Origin of the sequence: Teredinibacter waterburyi (assembly GCF_001922985.1) — a bacterium.
Classification (GTDB): Bacteria; Pseudomonadota; Gammaproteobacteria; order Pseudomonadales; family Cellvibrionaceae; genus Teredinibacter; species Teredinibacter waterburyi.
Genome location: NZ_MRUH01000026.1, coordinates 16223 through 33317, shown reverse-complemented (window position 1 = coordinate 33317; position 17095 = coordinate 16223). Strand labels below are relative to the sequence as shown.

The 17095-nt window shown below is 48.1% G+C and carries 6 protein-coding genes; 1 reads left to right on the top strand and 5 read right to left on the bottom strand.

Going from position 1 to position 17095, the window contains the following annotated elements:
- Window positions 1–34 precede the first annotated feature (34 nt).
- Entirely contained in the window at window positions 35–5038 is a 5004-nt protein-coding gene (locus IDZ20_RS04725) for a two-component regulator propeller domain-containing protein (protein WP_188150281.1), read from the bottom strand.
- A gap of 224 nt (window positions 5039–5262) precedes the next feature.
- Window positions 5263–7080, bottom strand: a complete 1818-nt coding sequence (locus IDZ20_RS04720) for a cellulase family glycosylhydrolase (protein ID WP_188150280.1) — start codon at window positions 7078–7080, stop codon at window positions 5263–5265.
- A 1037-nt stretch (window positions 7081–8117) separates the two neighbouring features.
- Between IDZ20_RS04720 and IDZ20_RS04715 the strand changes: the two genes are divergently transcribed.
- The gene (locus IDZ20_RS04715) at window positions 8118–9530 is read left to right on the top strand and encodes a CotH kinase family protein (protein WP_188150279.1); all 1413 of its coding nucleotides are present in this window, start codon (window positions 8118–8120) and stop codon (window positions 9528–9530) included.
- A 185-nt stretch (window positions 9531–9715) separates the two neighbouring features.
- Here the strand turns inward: IDZ20_RS04715 and IDZ20_RS04710 are convergent, their stop codons facing one another.
- From IDZ20_RS04710 to IDZ20_RS04700, 3 genes are all read right to left on the bottom strand, one after another.
- A complete protein-coding gene (locus tag IDZ20_RS04710) occupies window positions 9716–10981 on the bottom strand; it encodes a glycoside hydrolase family 5 protein (protein ID WP_245792116.1) in 1266 nt (421 codons plus the stop codon).
- A gap of 302 nt (window positions 10982–11283) precedes the next feature.
- Entirely contained in the window at window positions 11284–12969 is a 1686-nt protein-coding gene (locus IDZ20_RS04705; RefSeq protein WP_245792114.1) for a hypothetical protein, read from the bottom strand.
- Window positions 12970–13298: 329 nt separating this feature from the next.
- Window positions 13299–17087: an FG-GAP-like repeat-containing protein gene (locus IDZ20_RS04700; RefSeq protein ID WP_188150278.1), complete on the bottom strand. Its 3789-nt coding sequence runs from the start codon at window positions 17085–17087 to the stop codon at window positions 13299–13301.
- Between the last annotated feature and the right edge of the window lie 8 nt (window positions 17088–17095).

Genomic DNA, 17095 nt, shown 5'->3' with positions numbered 1-17095 from the left:
CTCGTATTAGAGTTGTCTAGGTTTTTATCCTTGCCTACCAGTTTACCTTTTGACCACTGCGAAACGAGGTTTCCACAATAATGCTGGTGTTATCCTTGGCTTTATCTAGGTCGTCAATAAGCTGGTTGTAGTTCAGCTTGCGCGCACTGTTGGCGCGGCCATGAATCCCAACCCATGCATTACGTCCGGTGTTTTTTGCGACGTATAGACTGCGGTCGGCAATATCGACTACCTGCTCCCAGGAGAATGCAGCGGGAAAATCCTGATAAAACGGAAAATAACTATAGCCGACAGAACAGGTTTTTCGAACCACTAGCCCGTTTTGCATTTCAAAATGAGCCTGTTTTACCTCTCGTCGAAACCGTTCCGCTAATTGGCTAGCTTCGGAACGATCGCAAAAGCGAACGATTACCATAAATTCTTCACCGCCCCAGCGAATAATATAGTCCGATGTGCGGAACACGCGAGTAAGCAGCTCGGAAAACTGTTTAAGGATCATATCGCCTGAAATGTGGCCGTAGGTATCGTTCACTTGTTTAAAGTGGTCGATATCGATCAGTATAAATAATAGGTTAGCATTTTTCGGAAACTGATCGTTGCTAGAAAGCGACTCGTACTTGCGAGAGGTAATTGCAATGTCGGCTGCTATATTTTTAAGCAGATGCCGTCGGTTGTGTAGTCCAGTTAATTGGTCGGTATAGCTGGCAAGCTCTAACTGTTGATTTTGAATTTTCAATTGCTCAAGCATCTTCGCTTTCGATACCGCCGACACCGCATGTGAGTGCAGCTTTTTCATGGTGTCGATATCACTTTGCTGAAATACGCTGCTGCCTAGCATGTTGGCAATAATCAGCAAACCCGCCACTTCATTTTCAATCTGGATGGTCATAACAAGCACGCTTTCGGGAGCCTTGCTCATGCTGTTCAATACTTTGACTTTCTTGGGGTTAACAATATAAACCCCCTCTTTAGAGGATTGCGTCCATTTACCTAGGCCATTGAAAAACTGGTTTCTATCGATGGATTCTGGAACCGCGTCATCAAAATTATTACGCACTTCTAAGGCGACTAAACGAAAGTTTTCATTGGCATCGTCAATCAACCAAAACCCAGAGAAAGCGGCATATTTAAACAGCGTAACCGACTCTTTAAGCAAGACGTTTACAAGCCCTTCCATGCTACTTTGTCGATTAATCAAGGTGACAACGTTGTCTAGACGTTCCAGCTCCATATGAGCGGCTTTAAGCGTATTGGTACGTTCATTTACTAATGACTCTAGGTTGCGCGTAATGTCTAAAAGTTGCAGATGTGTTTTAACACGAGATAATAGCTCGTTCTTTGAAATGGGCTTGACAAGAAAATCATTGCCGCCTGAGACAAAGCCTTTTACTAAATCCGAGGCAAGGTGTTTGGCTGTGACAAATATAATGGGTAAATCGTGAACTGGGTGAGTGGCTCGAATACGCAGTGCTGTTTCGTAACCCGTCATGCGCGGCATCATCACATCGAGGAGTATTAGGTCGATACTCGTGTCTCGCTCGAGAACTTCAATGGCTTGGAAGCCATCGGCAGCTTCCGATATGCGATAATTATGTAGTGACAGTTGGCTGATTAACACTTGACGGTTTACCGGATCGTCGTCGACAACCAGTATGTGGAACTGACCGAGGTCTATATTGGGTGATTCAGTCACTAACTCCTCGGTTGCATCCACGTGCGACATTTCAACGACTTTGTTGATGATTTCGCTGGTGGCAATAGCATCGAGCGCTAAAGGTTGATCAGAGGTCTCCAGCTCAAACGTAAATGTCGAGCCACGGTCAACCTCAGAGGTAACGGTAATTGCGCCACGATGGAGCTCAACCAAATTTTTGGCAACCGTTAACCCTAAACCCGTCCCTTCAAATTCTCGTGACTCTTCACCGCGCCCTTGTGCGAAAGAGTCGAATATATTTTCGATCTGGGAGTCGGGAATTCCTATTCCTGTATCTTCAATGGAAACCTGCACCTTGTTGTTGTGCTGAACGGCGCCAATGCGAACGTGGCCTGTGTGGGTAAATTTGATTGCGTTGCCGATTAGGTTGTAAAGAATTTGTTGCAGTCTGTCTTCGTCGGCTAAAACATTGGGCAGGTTGGCATCAATGTTTAGAGTAATATCTAAATCCTTTTTTTCCGCAAGCGGCGACACCATGGTTACAATGGAATTACAGACCGCTTCCAAGCTAACGGGCTTAAGGTGGAGTTCTAATCCTTCTGTTTTGATGCGCGAAAAATCGAGGATGTCATTTATCAAATTCGAAAGCCGTCTTGCGCTTCCAGCAATCATCTTTAAGTGCGATCGAGATTTTAAATGTAGGTCGTCCTGATGCTCGTCGATCAACGATTCTGTAAGCCCGATAATGCCATTTAGTGGGGTTCGTAATTCATGGGAGGTGTTGGCTAAAAATTCATCTTTCATTTTGTCGAGAGAGCGTAAATATTCAACCTGCGCCTGTTCCGCTCGAATTTTATTGCGTTGCGATCTGAAAATTGCGTAGATAATTGCGGCGCCTATAGCAAGGTAAATGAGGTAGGCCCACCATGCTAACCAAAACGGCGGTAATACAATTATGCGAAGCTCTGTGCCTTGTTCATTCCAGACGCCATTGTCGTTTGAACCTTTGACCTTAAATAGATAGCTACCGGCATTTAAGTTGGTATAGGTTGCGGTGTTTCGGTCGGCTGCTTCAATCCAGTTTTTGTCGAAGCCTTCGAGTTTATAGGCGTAAAGATTTTGTTCTGGGTTTTGATAGTTGAGTGCTGCGAACTCGAATGAAATCATCGACTGGTCGTAGTTTAGTGTGATTTCTTTAGTGAGGCTTATATCTTGGCTTAACGGCGATTCACCACCAATAGCAACGGCTTTATTGAATATGCGAAAGTCGGTAATACGGATGGGGGGAACAAACTTATTCGATTCAATATGATGGGGGTTGAACACGGTCAGCCCTTGTGTCGAGCCAATATACATGTTGCCGTCGCTGTGATGATATGCGGCATTGCGACTAATAATATTGCCTGCTATGCCATCATCTTTGTTGATATTTTCAAACGAAGCAGACTGTCGATCGAATTTGCTGATGCCTTTTAGTGTTGTTAGCCAAATGTTACTGTCTTGGTCTTCGGTGATGGAGGTGATGTAGTTGTGTGGCAGTCCACTTTCGGTTGTGTAGTTTGTGAATTTCTGGGTTTCGGCATCTAAAACACTCAGCCCGCCTTCGGTGCCAATCCACAGATTATCAGCCGAATCTACGAACAGGCTAAATATACTGTCGTGAACAATTGAATTTGGGTTGTTGGCGTCGTGGAAAAATGTTTCGAATGTATCGGTTGCGGAATCGTAGCGATTTAAGCCGATAAGTGTACCGACCCAAATGTTTTTTCTGGTGTCTTCAGCCAAGGCGCGAACAAAACGATGGCTAATAGCATCTGGGTTTTTGGGGTTAGGCCGGAAATGCGTCACTGCTCCGCTGGCGATATTCATTCGGTCGAGACCACGGGCTTCATTTCCCACCCAGAGATTCCCGTCGGAATCCGCAAGTAACGCCCAGATGTAGTCACTGCTTATACCGTTGGAATCGTCATTGACCGATTTAAACCGTTGAAATGTTTGACTGACAGGATCAAACAAATTCAACCCGCCAGACCAAGTGCCAAACCATTGATTGCCTTCGGCGTCCTGTTCTATTGCGAGTACTGCGTTAGCGCCTATTGTTGTTGGCTCGGTTGGCTGGTGGACGTAATGTGTAAAGGTGTTAGTTGTCGGGTTAAACAGTGACGCGCCGGATTCAGTGCCAACCCAAATATTTCCGTCAGTCGCACTGTGAATGGTATCGATTGCATTGCTGAGCAGGGAGTTAGGATCGGCTGGGTCGCTGCGGTATACCTTGAATGCGCTGGAGCGTAGATTGATGTAGTCAACTCCGGACGGAAATAATGCAACCCAGAAATTTCCGCTGGTATCTTGGTAAACGTCGCGAACTTTGTCACTGTTAATTGTGCGGATATCAAATGGATTGTGTCGGTAGTGGCTAAAGGTGTTTGTTGCCGGGTTGTAAATGTTTAAGCCGCCGTGGTCTGACGTGATCCAGAGCGTTTGATCATTATCAATAAAAATGCTCCACAGCCGGTTTGTGGAGAGGCTGTTAGGATTATTTTCATCATGCTGAAATAGACGAATAGCGCCAGTATCTGGTTCAAACCTGTAGAGTCCATTATCCGTGGCCAGCCACAGCGTGTTATTTACATCTGACTTGATGTTGCGAATACTGACACTTTCCCCGCCGCTCACCTGCTCGCCAAAATTGAAGCGACTGAAGGTTTGTGTGACGGGATCATATAAATTCAGTCCGCCGTATTGTGTCCCAATCCATAAACGTTTTCGTTTATCTTGATGTATCGAGAAAACAATATCGTCGCTTAAAGATTCTTGATCGTTGGCGTCATGGCGAAAATGGGAAAACTTTCCGGTTTCCCGATTGAAGAGGTCTAAGCCGTCACGCGTGCCAAGCCATAGATTCGCGTCCGAATCTTCGAACATTGTGTAGAGATCGTTGTTGCTAAGACTGTCGGGGTTGGACGGGTCGTTTTGAAAGCGTGTAAAGGTATTGGTTTCTCGGTTAAATCGATTTAACCCGTTGGGTGTTGCGACCCAAAGCGTTTGCTGGCTATCTTCGAGAATATCCCAAATGAAATCGTGACTAATACTGGTTTTGTTTTTGGGGTTGTGAAGATAGCGTTGAAAGGCTACGCCATCGTATCGTGCCAGCCCATTGCTACCGCCAAACCACATAAAGCCCATATGGTCTTGAAAGATCGCATTGGTTTCGCCTATGGGTAGTTGATTGTCCGTTATCGCGTGTTCAAATCGGAGGTTATAGCGCTCCGCAACGGCAGAAGGCGAGGCGAAAGTATTCAGCACCAGCAGCGTTGCAAAGGTAACTCTGCAGCTCAGCCTCTTAAACGATGAAAAAGTTAGGGGTTTTATTATACTTTTCATTGTAAACGGCAATGTCAGACCTAATGGGCGAATACTTTAGAGCAGCATTTGTTCTAAAGGCTCGACGGGTTTATTACTCATTCTAGACCAAAGACTTAGGTGCCACTAGTATGCTGTTAACCTACCGTGCCGATGAGCGCTTTTCTCCTGTTCGCGCAGTAAAGGCGTCCCAGTAAAAAAGCCCCGGCGTAACCGAGGCTTTTTCAGGTTGCGATAGGGTTTTCTTAGTTTAAAAGATTGTCGCCACAGGCCAACGCAGATATACACGTCTCGTTGTTTTCATTACCCCAACCGCTAAGGGTTGTCTTGCACACCTTTAGTTTCCAGCCATACCAGTTACATTGGAGCGCTCCAGTCGAATTTGAGGGCTCGCTCGTTGGCGCAGGTGTAGCTGTTGGTGCTGGCGTCGGTGTAGCTGTCGGCGCAGGTGTAGCCGTTGGTGCTGGCGTCGGTGTGGCTGTCGGTACAGGTGTTGGTGTAGCCGTCGGTACAGGTGTTGGCGTCGCTGTCGGTTGAGGTGTAGGTGTCGAACCGCCACCGGTGCCATTTGGCGCATCAAAATAAGGTTTGAGCCACTTGCCGGCTTTGGTTAAGTCGGCATCGGTCCAGGGACCACCCATATAGGAGGTAGGAGCGATGATAGACGACGCTTCATCCTTGTTGCCCAGCGACCAGTTCACCCAGCTGAGCTTGTGTTTGTTCATAAATGCCATCCACTGCTCTGCAACCTGTAGATTGGACTTACTGGTACCTACGTCTGATGAACCCCACTCCGAGATAAAGATGGGGGCGCCAGCAGCCAGAGCGTTTTCGACCTTGCCTTTCATCTGATTGATATCATGCGTGGCGGCATAGAAGTGAAAGGTATACATGATGTTGCTGAAGCTCAGTGGATTGGCTGCCGCCTTGTCTACGTCTTGACTCCAACTTGGCGTGCCAACCAGGACGACGTTGTCTGGGTCATTGCTGCGAATGGTTTTAATAATCGTATCAGCGTAGGGCGACACGATGGATGTCCAATCTGCTGCTGGAAGGGGCTCATTACATATTTCGTAAATGATGTTCGGGTAGTCGCCGAAATCTTCAGAAATGATTCGAAAGAATTCGTTAGCCTCTTGGGTGTAATTGGTTGGGATATTATGGATATGCCAGTCCACTATCACATAGATACCGGCGTCAATCGCATCTTCAATGGCGCTGCGTGTACGCTGTACCATCGCTTCCTTATCGGACATATAGCCGCCCCAAAAGTCGGTCGCATCGGTTGGACTGTAGTCTTCAATATACATCGCCAAGCGTACAACTTCGGCACCAAAAAACTCGGCGGTGTGCGGAATGGTTTCGCGTTCAACTAGTGGAAACCACTGTAAACCGTGAGTACTTATCCCTTGTAGCTGAACGGGGTTGCCATTCTGGTCACTTAATTGCGTGCCAATAACCTGCAATTTGCCATAGGTATCAACAACATTAGACCGGAAGGGGCTTGGGTTACTGTTCGCCTGTTCTGCGTCGCCAGACCCGTTAGGTACAAATGATGAATCGTTGGTGAGTAAAATCTTATCTAGCTTGAGATCAGGGCCACCCTCGTGCTGAACGAAGGTAATTGTGTGGGTACCAGCCGTAAGATTTAACGTCAGTCCCGAGTTTGACCAGTTCCAGTTTTGACGAACGGCATCGGTACGGGAGTCTGCTGCCCACTCCATCCATTTGGCGTTGTCATTGTAATCGCTGACGTTGTCCACGCTGACCTCATAAGGACGAATTCCTCCCCACGGGGTGATCATGCGGCCCCATAGTGCATAACTACCGCCGTTTGCGATATTGACACTAAAGGTGATGGCGCCGTCATCCGCAGAGCGAGAGCCGTAGTCGCCCCACTTCCAAGAGGCGAGGAAAATATCTTGAGATGCGGCTGGGTCGCTTTTGACGACGATCGGGCTGTACTCAGCACCGGTTTCAGCTTCGATCCACAAGTAATCGGCCGCCTGGGCATTTGCCGCGCAAAACAATGCGGGCACTAGTAGGTTTAGGATCTTATTCATTGTACGTAACCTCAGGTTTCAAGGGCTTGCTGATTTATTAGGTTCACAGGGCTGTGCGTTAAACCGTCGTCCGACCTAGAACAATACCTGTGATGCATTTGCTGTGAGGAGAGAACTAAAAAAGCTATGAAGCTAACCGCTTTTCTTACGCTCATCAGCGTGGCGCATAGATCATTGAATAGGTATTCTAAGTTACATAGAAACCGAGAGGCAATAATAAAGTGTGAGCACAAAACAACCATGCTTATGCTAAATAGTAATTACTAATCAGACTATTGTCGTATTTTGTTGTTTGGTTCCTTGCTCCTGATTTGCGCAGCTTATTAGTATTTTTTCTGGAACTTGGAGGAAAAAGGGGGTTGGAAGTATAAAGCGGGCTGTTTTAGGTCGTATAAGTTATGAACTTCCGTTAACAACGTATTTTGCGGCATTAAAAAGCGAGACCTTTATCACAAAAGGTGTTTATTTCCCTCCGATTTTGGCTTCAATAAAACTCATCAAAGTACTAGGCGTTATTCCGACTCTTGGTGGAATGGCGGAAACTTATGAGAAAACAACCTAAAAAACGACCCTCAACGCATGCGTAATTGATGAATCTACGTGTTCGTTAGTGGTGTTTGTGAGATTTAGATCACATCTTTGTTAGTGGATGGGGCGTTGAGGTCGATAAATCGAGGGGGCTCATCTATGGAAGCTGTCCGGCGGCACTCGCACTGTTGCTCCTTTTTGTTGGGCTGATTTTTAAGTTTTGGGTGTTTTTGGTTGATGCTGGTGCGTCCGCTGATCGAAAACGTCGTACCCATATGGCGCCGTCTATATCATCACGGCAACGTTTTCGAGAATTACGGGCAATCCATGCTAAGCCAAGGGGAGGTAGGCGTGTAATAACGCCTATATTGTTGGATCGCCCGCCGGAAACGTTGTAGCGGAGGCTTAACCAGCGCTTCCCTAGTATTGAGAAATAACTTGGGTGCCAATAACGTGTAATATGAGGGGCAACTGTGTTGAAGAATAATGGTAATTTTAGGGAATATGTTATGTCCATGTTTTGTCGTGGTTTCGTCGTTTGTTGCATGCTCATATTGTCGGCGTGCGGTGGTTCTAGCTCTACAAGCCCAAGCTCGTCGTCGAGTTCTTCAAGCTCAAGTTCATCGAGCGGCACTGTAGCGAACGGAAATATCGTTTTACCCGATGACTTCCCCGAAGGTGCAGTGGACGACCTGCCAGCTTTAAACCTCTTTACAGATGACAGCTCCCCCGTCGTAAGCAAAGAAGACTATGTAACGGGGACTTTTTCCTTGAGCGATGGCAGCCCAGAATTGACTGAAGGCACACTCAGGATTCGCGGTCGCGGCAACTCAACCTGGGATTGGCCTAAAAAACCCTACAAATTAAAATTAGACGATTCAACCCCGCTACTGGGAATGCCAAAGAGTAAAAATTGGGTGCTCCTTGCTAACTATGCCGATAAAACCTTAATTCGTAACGACATCGCTTTTATGTTTAGCCGCAGCTTAGAAATGGAATACACGCCGCGGTCTCAGCACATAGAAGTCTGGATGAATGGCGAATACCAAGGTGTATACCAACTCGTAGAACATATTCGAATTGATAATGATCGCGTTGATATTCACGAGATGGAAGTAACCGATACCACCCCGGAAACAATATCCGGCGGGTATATGCTCGAAATCGACTTTCGGATGAGCGACGAATACTGCCAAGGCCCCGCTAGCGCCTGGGACCCAGTTTGTGTCGCTGGCGTAAATACCGATAGAGAAGATACGCTGTGTTTGGATTCAAATTATGGCATGGCCCCTTTCTGTTTGGATGAGCCAGAAACATTGCTCGAACCCGAGTGGTCCGCGCAACGAGAATACATTGAAAACTATTTTGCAAATACCGAAGCGGCGTTATTCGGCGAGAATTTTAGCGACCCAGATATAGGTTACGCCGCTTATTTGGATGTGGAATCGACAATTAACTACTACTTAATTAATGAACTCTTTAAAAATCCCGATGGTGCAACTGCCAGCGCTTACTTGACCAAAAAGCGAGATGATAAATTGTTTTTTGGTCCAATTTGGGATTTTGATTTGTCCTTGGGTAATGCCGGGTATGGCGGTATAGGTGCCACTTACGGTTGGCTTACCCGGAGTGGCACTTGGTTTGCTCGCCTGTTTGAAGACCCTGCATTCGAAGCAAAAGTAAAAGCCCGTTGGCAAGAGCTGAAAGCCGAAGGAAAATTTGAATTAATTTTTATGTATGCCGAAGCGAGAGCTAACTGGTTGCAAGCACCGCAGCGAAGAAATTTTAATCTGTGGCAGATTTTCTACTGGGAAGAATGGTATACCCGCGTTATTTTGGGCAGCTATGACCTTGAAGTGGAAGAAATGATTCGCTGGCAGCGCGCGCGATACAATTGGATGGATGCGCAGTTCAGCAATTAGTTCTATTGTTTTACCTCATGTAAGATTGCTTTCATCCGCAACGGAGAAAGCAATCAACACAGGCGGCGTCAGAAGGTTCACCAGTTTGTTAGGTATAGTATTTTCCCGCTGGTGTAACAATAGGGGCAACGCTTTAACTATTTTATTCAAATAGAGCCCAATACTTGAAGTATTTATAGGCTTTTTTATTGAATTACATTTTGTGCCGCCCCCTGCATTAGTCCATCAAACGCTTGCTGGTCCAACACCACATTATTAGAACGATCTAGCAGTCCACCGGTATCCCAATAGAATGGGAGCAAGCCGTAAGTGTTTGCTTGTTGAGTAATATACTTAAAGTAATAGGCCCGGCCATCGAGATGCAGCTGTAGGTCATCCCCGCTTAAATTACTGCGAATTCCTGTTCCAAATTCACCCAGTACAACAGGGATACCCATATCAATAAATTGCGTTTTCATTTTAGTGAACTGGGCATCCACATAGTCCTCTTCACCCCAGGTTGGGTTGTATGCCGTATCGGTAGTTGAGTGGAACCCTTCACCCCAATAAAAAAATCTATTTCCCCAGTCTTCATCCTGCTGCATTCCTGTGTAGTTCCAGGGAGAGTAAAAGTGGATTTCCATCATCATGCGACCGGCTACGGTATCCGAGGGCAGGGCGGTAATTAGCGCTTCAGTTTTATCTATGTCGGTACTTGGGCCTTGCACCACTAAACTGCGGTAAGCATTTTTTCCGCCGCTTGCACGCACTGCATCAACAAAGGTTTGATGGTAAGAAAGGAGTACAGCCATGGCCGTAGCGTCATCTACATGAGGTTCATTTGCACTTGCGAAGATCACACGCTCATCAAAATCTCGTAAGTGAGTCGCTATCTGTTGCCAAAAAGCTTTTTGTTTTGCGTTCACTTCCTCCTGCATTTCGGACGTGACATTTAATTCCAGCCAACCGCCGTCCCAATGAATGTTAACAATCACGTAGAGGTCGGCATCAATACAATACTGAACCACCGCTTTTACGCGGTCTAGCCACGCGGCTTCGATTTCGGCGGTCTCTTGGTTGGCATATTGATCCCAGGAAACCGGCAACCGTACAGCGTTGAAACCTGATTGTTTTACAAAGCTGACAAATTCAGGCGTAATCATTGGGTTGCCCCAATAAGTCTCAGACTTCCCGCCCATCGCTTCAAGCGTATTACCAATGTTAAAACCAATATTGATGTTGCTGGCTATTTCCACTGCGCTGCTATCCATTCCCGTCATATCCGGAGCAAGCGGATTAATATTGTAATCAGGATACAAGGACGCACTTCCTGAAGAGCTTGAGCTTGAGCTTGAGCTTGAGCTTGAGCTTGAGCTTGAACTTGAACTTGAACTTGAAGAATTGCTAGTACCGCTACATGCGGCAACTAATAGCAGAGAGCTGAGAATAAACAGCGCATTAAGTACTCTCATTTTTGTACACCTTATAATTATTAAGTACACCAGAGTATTAAATACAGCGTCGCAATGGATAGCGGTTTTGGTCAAAACAAAGGTTATTTGCTAAAAGTGACAGCTTTTTTTAGAAAAGTTAATGATAGTCGCATCTATATGAGAATGTTGTAGCGGCGGCTGGATTGGGTGTGGGTATCACCTTCCTGTTATTAATAAATATAGTTAATGGGGGTAAGGTCTTGCAGTAAGCAAGTAGAAGGTGAGCGGGCCGGTGCGGACGGGCTAGATAGCGGCCCCGAGGAGGAGCATGTCTGCGCCGTCTAATTGTTATGTTGAGCCGTAATTAATATCGCATGGCCACGTCCGTCGAGATGGATGGCTTGATCAAGGATCAGATCGGTTTGGCCATTATCGAGAGAGACAGTATGCATTTCACGGGTTACACCACTGGGGGAGTAATGGTGTACCGTTATTTCCACGTCTGCGGTCCAACCGGTAAAGCTCAGTGCAAACTGGGTTATTACACGAGACTGGTCGCTATCAGCAGGCCAGTAAACCAGTGCTTGGCGGTCTGTCTGTAACGAGGGCTCTAATCGGACCTGAGTAAGGCTGAAATCTAGATCAACTGAGTCGATAATTTGCAGGTTGGTCATCAATGGGGTGTGGCCCAAAAACGCGAATAAATCATCAACCGAGGTTGCCGCGCTGGTATCAGCTTGAGGGCCATCTACATTCCAGTCATAGAATGCGACACGACTCTGTTCTGGCGACAGATTGTTGCTATAAAACCAATGTAACTGATCGGCCAGTGTTCGCGCCGCGCGCGCAGCACCTTCGCCGCTCAATGCGGAGCGAGAGCCTATCTCTTCGGTCGTCCATAGGTTCAGAATGGTACTCACGCCCACCCAATCGTCCCAAATTGGTTGTAAGTTGGTGGTACTGCCTATGTAGTGAACGGAAACAGTTTGGACCATATCGTAAACTTTGACGCCTGCCATATCGTTAGCAAATGTGCCTTCGGCTTCGTAGTTCAGCAACTTATCTAACCAGGATTTCGCTTCCGTTGTACCGCCATCGCCAAGTGAGCCAAGAATAATTTGCACTCGGTTTGGGTCGCCGTATATTTGTTGGCTGGCTTTACGAGCCGCCGAGACTGTAGGTGCTAGGTAGTACTCGACATAAAATGGAATACTGTACGGATCGTAAGCTTGGGCTTGCCCAGCGATATCAACAGTTCGACTGGATGCCCAGTTACGCAGTGCTTCGCTCATGGACTCTACGGTAATTTCATTGCCCAATTGATAGTAAATTTTACCGGTACCGCTATTCAGGTTGGCCAAGGATGAAACCTGCAGGGCGACCGCCTCTTGCCATGTGGCAACTCCGCCGTTGTGGATAAAGTCCAGGTATTTGGCCATGCGCTCATCGTTGCGGGAATAGCCGGGTATGGGTAATAAAATGTCTCCCCGCTGCAGGCGGGTTGTCACTTTTTCGATGAGTAAATCCACCCGCTCGGGCGCGTCTATCAGGGAAAACCCCGTCATGGTAGTTAACCAACTCCGCTGCCATTTGGCCCAGACGGGCGGCTCGGTATCGTCGACAATACCGACGAAGCTTGTCCAGCAAGGTTTGGTATAAACCGCCGATGTTGAGTCACACGGATCATTGACGGGCGTTGGCTCTGCAGTGGGTTCTGGCGTTGGGTTAGGTTCTTCAGAGGGGGAAACCGTGGGTCGTACGGTCGGTTTCAGTGTCGGTTCTAAGGTCGGTTCACTCGAGATAGGTGGGGTGGGCACAGGCGTAGCTATTTCTGTAGGTGGCGCACTGGGCTCGAGGCTCGGCGTAACTGCCGGTTCAGCGGAGGGCTCTGCACTGGGTGCGCTGGATGGTAAAGGCGTGTTTGCCAGATTATTGCCAGAACTTTGACCACCACCGCAGCCCGTCAGAACTAAAACACCACTGAAAAATAAGAATATGCGGATGTAACTTTTAACGATATATAACATATAGACAACGTAACTACATTTAATCGGCTTGTGTGACGATATTAGATGGCAATAGGGTTGAGTATTGTAAAAGTTATTGATTTTGAGATGAGGGTATCAATCGCAGTTAAATACTTATAATTAATTGCGTCGATGCCGAGGTTCAGTCGGAGCAGGGGTACTGTTACCGACTGCTTTGGTGAGGTTCCCTAGATAATTGGTGGCCAATACAAACCCTGTAAAGGTATCCGTTACAGGGTGGTGTTTGAGTAGGCAATTGGAGGCACCTATAAAAGTGTGTCGAAAAGCTGCGGAGAAGCTTACTGCAAGCCCCCCGCAAGCCGAGTTCCTTATTGGTTGGAGCCTCTCCAATAGAGTTGCGCCTGATTGTAGGCGTCTAACCCAATCTGTTCACCTGCTATACGTCCAGGAAGGTCATCAGCTGGTGGATGTATTCCACCCCAGATACGAGAAAGGCTAGTTTGGTCGGACGCGTCCCGATACGAAGCCCACTGCAGGGTGATGTCGACGCTTGGCCCTTCTTCGAATACTAAGAACTCATTTTTAGGAGCTTCGAACTCACCAACACCGCCAGGGAACCAAGGCGAGCCAGTGAATGACGTCATGACTTCGGCAGCTGCGCGACTAAAGGTACTGTGACCGGAGACATAGCCAGCAAATGGCGGGGTCACAAAGCTTGGTCTCTGGTAGGGCCACCAGTTCTCCGCCAGTATCCAACCAACGCCGGCCTCGTCAGTATCGGGGTTGCCAATATAGTCTGGCCCTCGCCACGCAAATACGGCAATTTTTCCTTCCTCTCCGGCAAGGTGGGCATGATGCTGGCCTTCCGCCGTCGTGCTCTGAGTGACGACTTCTATCAGCCCAGGATACAAACGAATGCCGTCTGGGTGGTAGGAGCTTTCATTGATGTCAGAGGATTGTCCAAGGTCTGCCATGTAGCGCAGTGCGGAAACGGGGCGGGTGTAGTCGTACCAGCCCTTCATTCCCCAAGCTGAAATAGCACTGTCATGCATTGCTCCAGCAAGTACGAGATAACCTTTGACGTCCCACTCGAGGTCATCGACGTCTTGGCCTCGCCCACCGATTCGCTTGTCAACCAAGGGGTGGTCGCTCACGTAATTGAAAATCGTGTGCCAGTGCCCTGGAGGTGTCTCAGAGTCTGGGCCGTCAGCCCAGAACTCCGCCAGAACACGTGTGTAATCCCCTCTCGGTACAATTTGTGGTGTGTAGGGTTGGCCGGTTACGGGGTTGGCTGTGTAACCCACTCCCCAGTCTCCGCCGGTGAGATGGTCATAGTAGCTTTCGTAATTGTCTGCGGCGGGTAACGAAGAGTTGCCGAATGACGCGGGTGAAATATCAATCATCACGCCATCGGTTGGGTCGAGGTGCGAAGACCAAATGGAAACCATCTCTACACCCCACTTATAGTATTCATCACCCACGCCACCAAGGTGAGGTGGGGCACCGGGATCGTGGTACACCCAGTACTCATTGCCATCACGGGTATGAATGGTCAGGTCTTCGGGTTGCAGTGCAAACGGAGTGACAGTACCCCATTCAGGGCTGAGAAACTCAGGGAAGCCACCAACAACCAAGTTTCCAGACTGATCGATAAAGAAGTTCAGAACCAACGGCTGCCAGCGGTTAGGGTCCGACATATCTGGATTTCCGGGGCGGCCAGGGAGCAGTGGGTCGTTGACGGGCTGATAAAACAGGTTGGCGTAGCCGCCAGCCTCATTGGATGTATCTGAGTCACCAAATGCGAGTACAGTCGCGGCGATAGTGTTACCGAACGAGGCTGGGCCGCCAATAAACTCTGTGGTGAAGTTTTTATCGTAACCCAGTAAATCCATCAGGTTGTCGAAAGCCAGTTGCGATTCGGCAGCCTTGGGGGAGCTGGCGAATCTTGAAGACAGAACGCGGTAAGCCGCGTAGCTGATGGCTTCTGCTCGGAAGGCTGGAACATTGGCGCGAGCAGTTCCCAGGCGTTTATCGATATGCAATACCTGATCTGCGCTACGGCTATAACCGGCCCAAGCATCGTACATAGCGGCGGCGGTGTGATACAGATTACGAGCATGTACGGTAGGGCGTGCAAAGTCAGCCCGGATAGCATCCAAAAGAACTTCATTCCACTGGCGGGCAACAGACGTTGTGTCGCGCAGGTTTATGAAACTACCACGCGGTACGGCACCAGTCTTACCATTAGTGTTGGTAACGGTTATGCCACATGAAATGTGGGATTCGGGGCCGACAGTAACGCTAGCGAGAATGGTGTTTTCGTCCAGCACGGTGACAGAATTAACGGTAACGCCCGGGTTTTTACACACCTGAACACTGGCGCCTTCCTGAAAGCCTGTTCCTGTGATGGTCAGCTCAAGCGTCTGCCCTACAACAGCGTTATTAGGGCTGATGTTCTGAATAGTTGGGTTGGGCAGGCAGCCTAAATCGGCAGCCACTGTTCCGTCTTCCGACACGCTGTAACATTTGTTCGCTTCGACGTTAGTCAGAGAGGTAACGACGCCACTCGGCCAGTGAATATCGACCGAGTCTGCCTGGTTAGCAACACCGAGACCAAAGTGTACATCCAGGCTGGATTGCGAGTGCGAACTCATACCTCCAACTATCTGGCGCATCATATTCACACTGCCAGCACTTACTTTAATAACCGCACCAATAGCATCTACGTTGGATTGAGGTGCTCCGGCGCCGACAAGCTTAAATTGAAGCCAGCGGCCGGAATTAGCTGTGTCGTTTCGAAACAGGCGAAGTCCGCCTGTGCTGAACCCATCGCCTTCACTTACCACCGCGAAATCGATATCACCATCGCGATCGTAGTCGGCCGTGGCCAACCCTGTGGGCCGGCTGCCTCCGCTTCCAGCAAGGGTAACTTTGGTAAATGTGCCATCAGTATTATTGATGTAAAGCATGGGCCCAGAAGCTGCCGCCATCAGGAAGTCTTCATAGCCATCCTGATCGATGTCGACAAAATCGATACCCCAGGAAAACTCACCATCGATGCCGGCGGCAAGCGCGGTATTGTCCTGAAACGTACCATCACCGTTGCCTAGGTACAGAACGTTACCAGCAGGCGCAGTATCGTTTGTTGATGTAAAACGGTCGGTAATATAGATATCCCAAGTACCGTTATTGTCGATATCGCCTACATCGATACCCATACCACTCCCCGCATCATCTCCAACGCCTGGGCTTAACCCAGTGACATCGATAAAGGTGCCATCACCATTATTTTTGAAGATGATGTCATGATAAAAAGGCGCGGGGTCATGTGTGGCGACTGCGACCATGTCTGGAAAGTAGTCGTCATCCAAGTGCGCACCGATGAACGCCTGCGTGGGTCTAAATGTGGTTGGGTCATCACCGGTGTTAACACCACTGGACGCCGTCACATCAGAAAATGTGCCGTCACATTGGTTTTGAAAAAGGCTGTCGATGTTCGAGGCGTCTCCGCCTGAATCGAGAACCCAGTTGCCGACATAAAGATCAAGACATCCGTCCAGATTGTAATCCAGCCATCCCCCCGTCATGCCGCGACTGGCGGAATAGCTACCGATTGGTACCGCGAGTTCACCGTCTACGTTTGCTGCGGCTGCAACATTTTGAAATAACGGCTCACCAGATATGGCTTGGTTGCCATTTTCTACCCAGAGGTTTTTAAGAAGAATATTGGCAGGGCCGTCTGGCGAATTGAACCCAAACAGTGAAAATTGTTCGTTGTTAACCTGAATATAAATATCCGAGTCACCATCATTATCGTAGTCGCCGAATACGCAACCGGACATTTCAACATTAGGTAATTCAGGCAGCAAATAATCCACCTTTGAGAAGGTGCCTACCTTGTTGTTCTGGTATAAGTGAGAGTCCCACTCGTACCCGTTGGTTACGAGTAAGTCCGGATAAGAGTCGTTATTAAAATCGATCCAGCACGTGCCTGTGACGTGGTTGCTAACACTTTCATACACATCGCCCCCCACACCAGCTTCAACCGTTACATTGGTAAACTGGGCTTGAGCATTAGCTGAGAGTGCGCAAATAGTATTTAGCGCAACGATTGAGAAAAAAAATAGGCCCTGTCGGGTTCCCTTTTTGATATGCATCGATGAGT

Bases quoted from the DNA above. Each gene is read 5' to 3' on its own strand.
- IDZ20_RS04725 (WP_188150281.1), bottom strand. From the start codon at position 5,038: ATGAAAAGTATAATAAAACCCCTAACTTTTTCATCGTTTAAGAGGCTG.
- IDZ20_RS04720 (WP_188150280.1), bottom strand. From the start codon at position 7,080: ATGAATAAGATCCTAAACCTACTAGTGCCCGCATTGTTTTGCGCGGCA.
- IDZ20_RS04715 (WP_188150279.1), top strand. From the start codon at position 8,118: ATGTCCATGTTTTGTCGTGGTTTCGTCGTTTGTTGCATGCTCATATTG.
- IDZ20_RS04710 (WP_245792116.1), bottom strand. From the start codon at position 10,981: ATGAGAGTACTTAATGCGCTGTTTATTCTCAGCTCTCTGCTATTAGTT.
- IDZ20_RS04705 (WP_245792114.1), bottom strand. From the start codon at position 12,969: ATGTTATATATCGTTAAAAGTTACATCCGCATATTCTTATTTTTCAGT.
- IDZ20_RS04700 (WP_188150278.1), bottom strand. From the start codon at position 17,087: ATGCATATCAAAAAGGGAACCCGACAGGGCCTATTTTTTTTCTCAATC.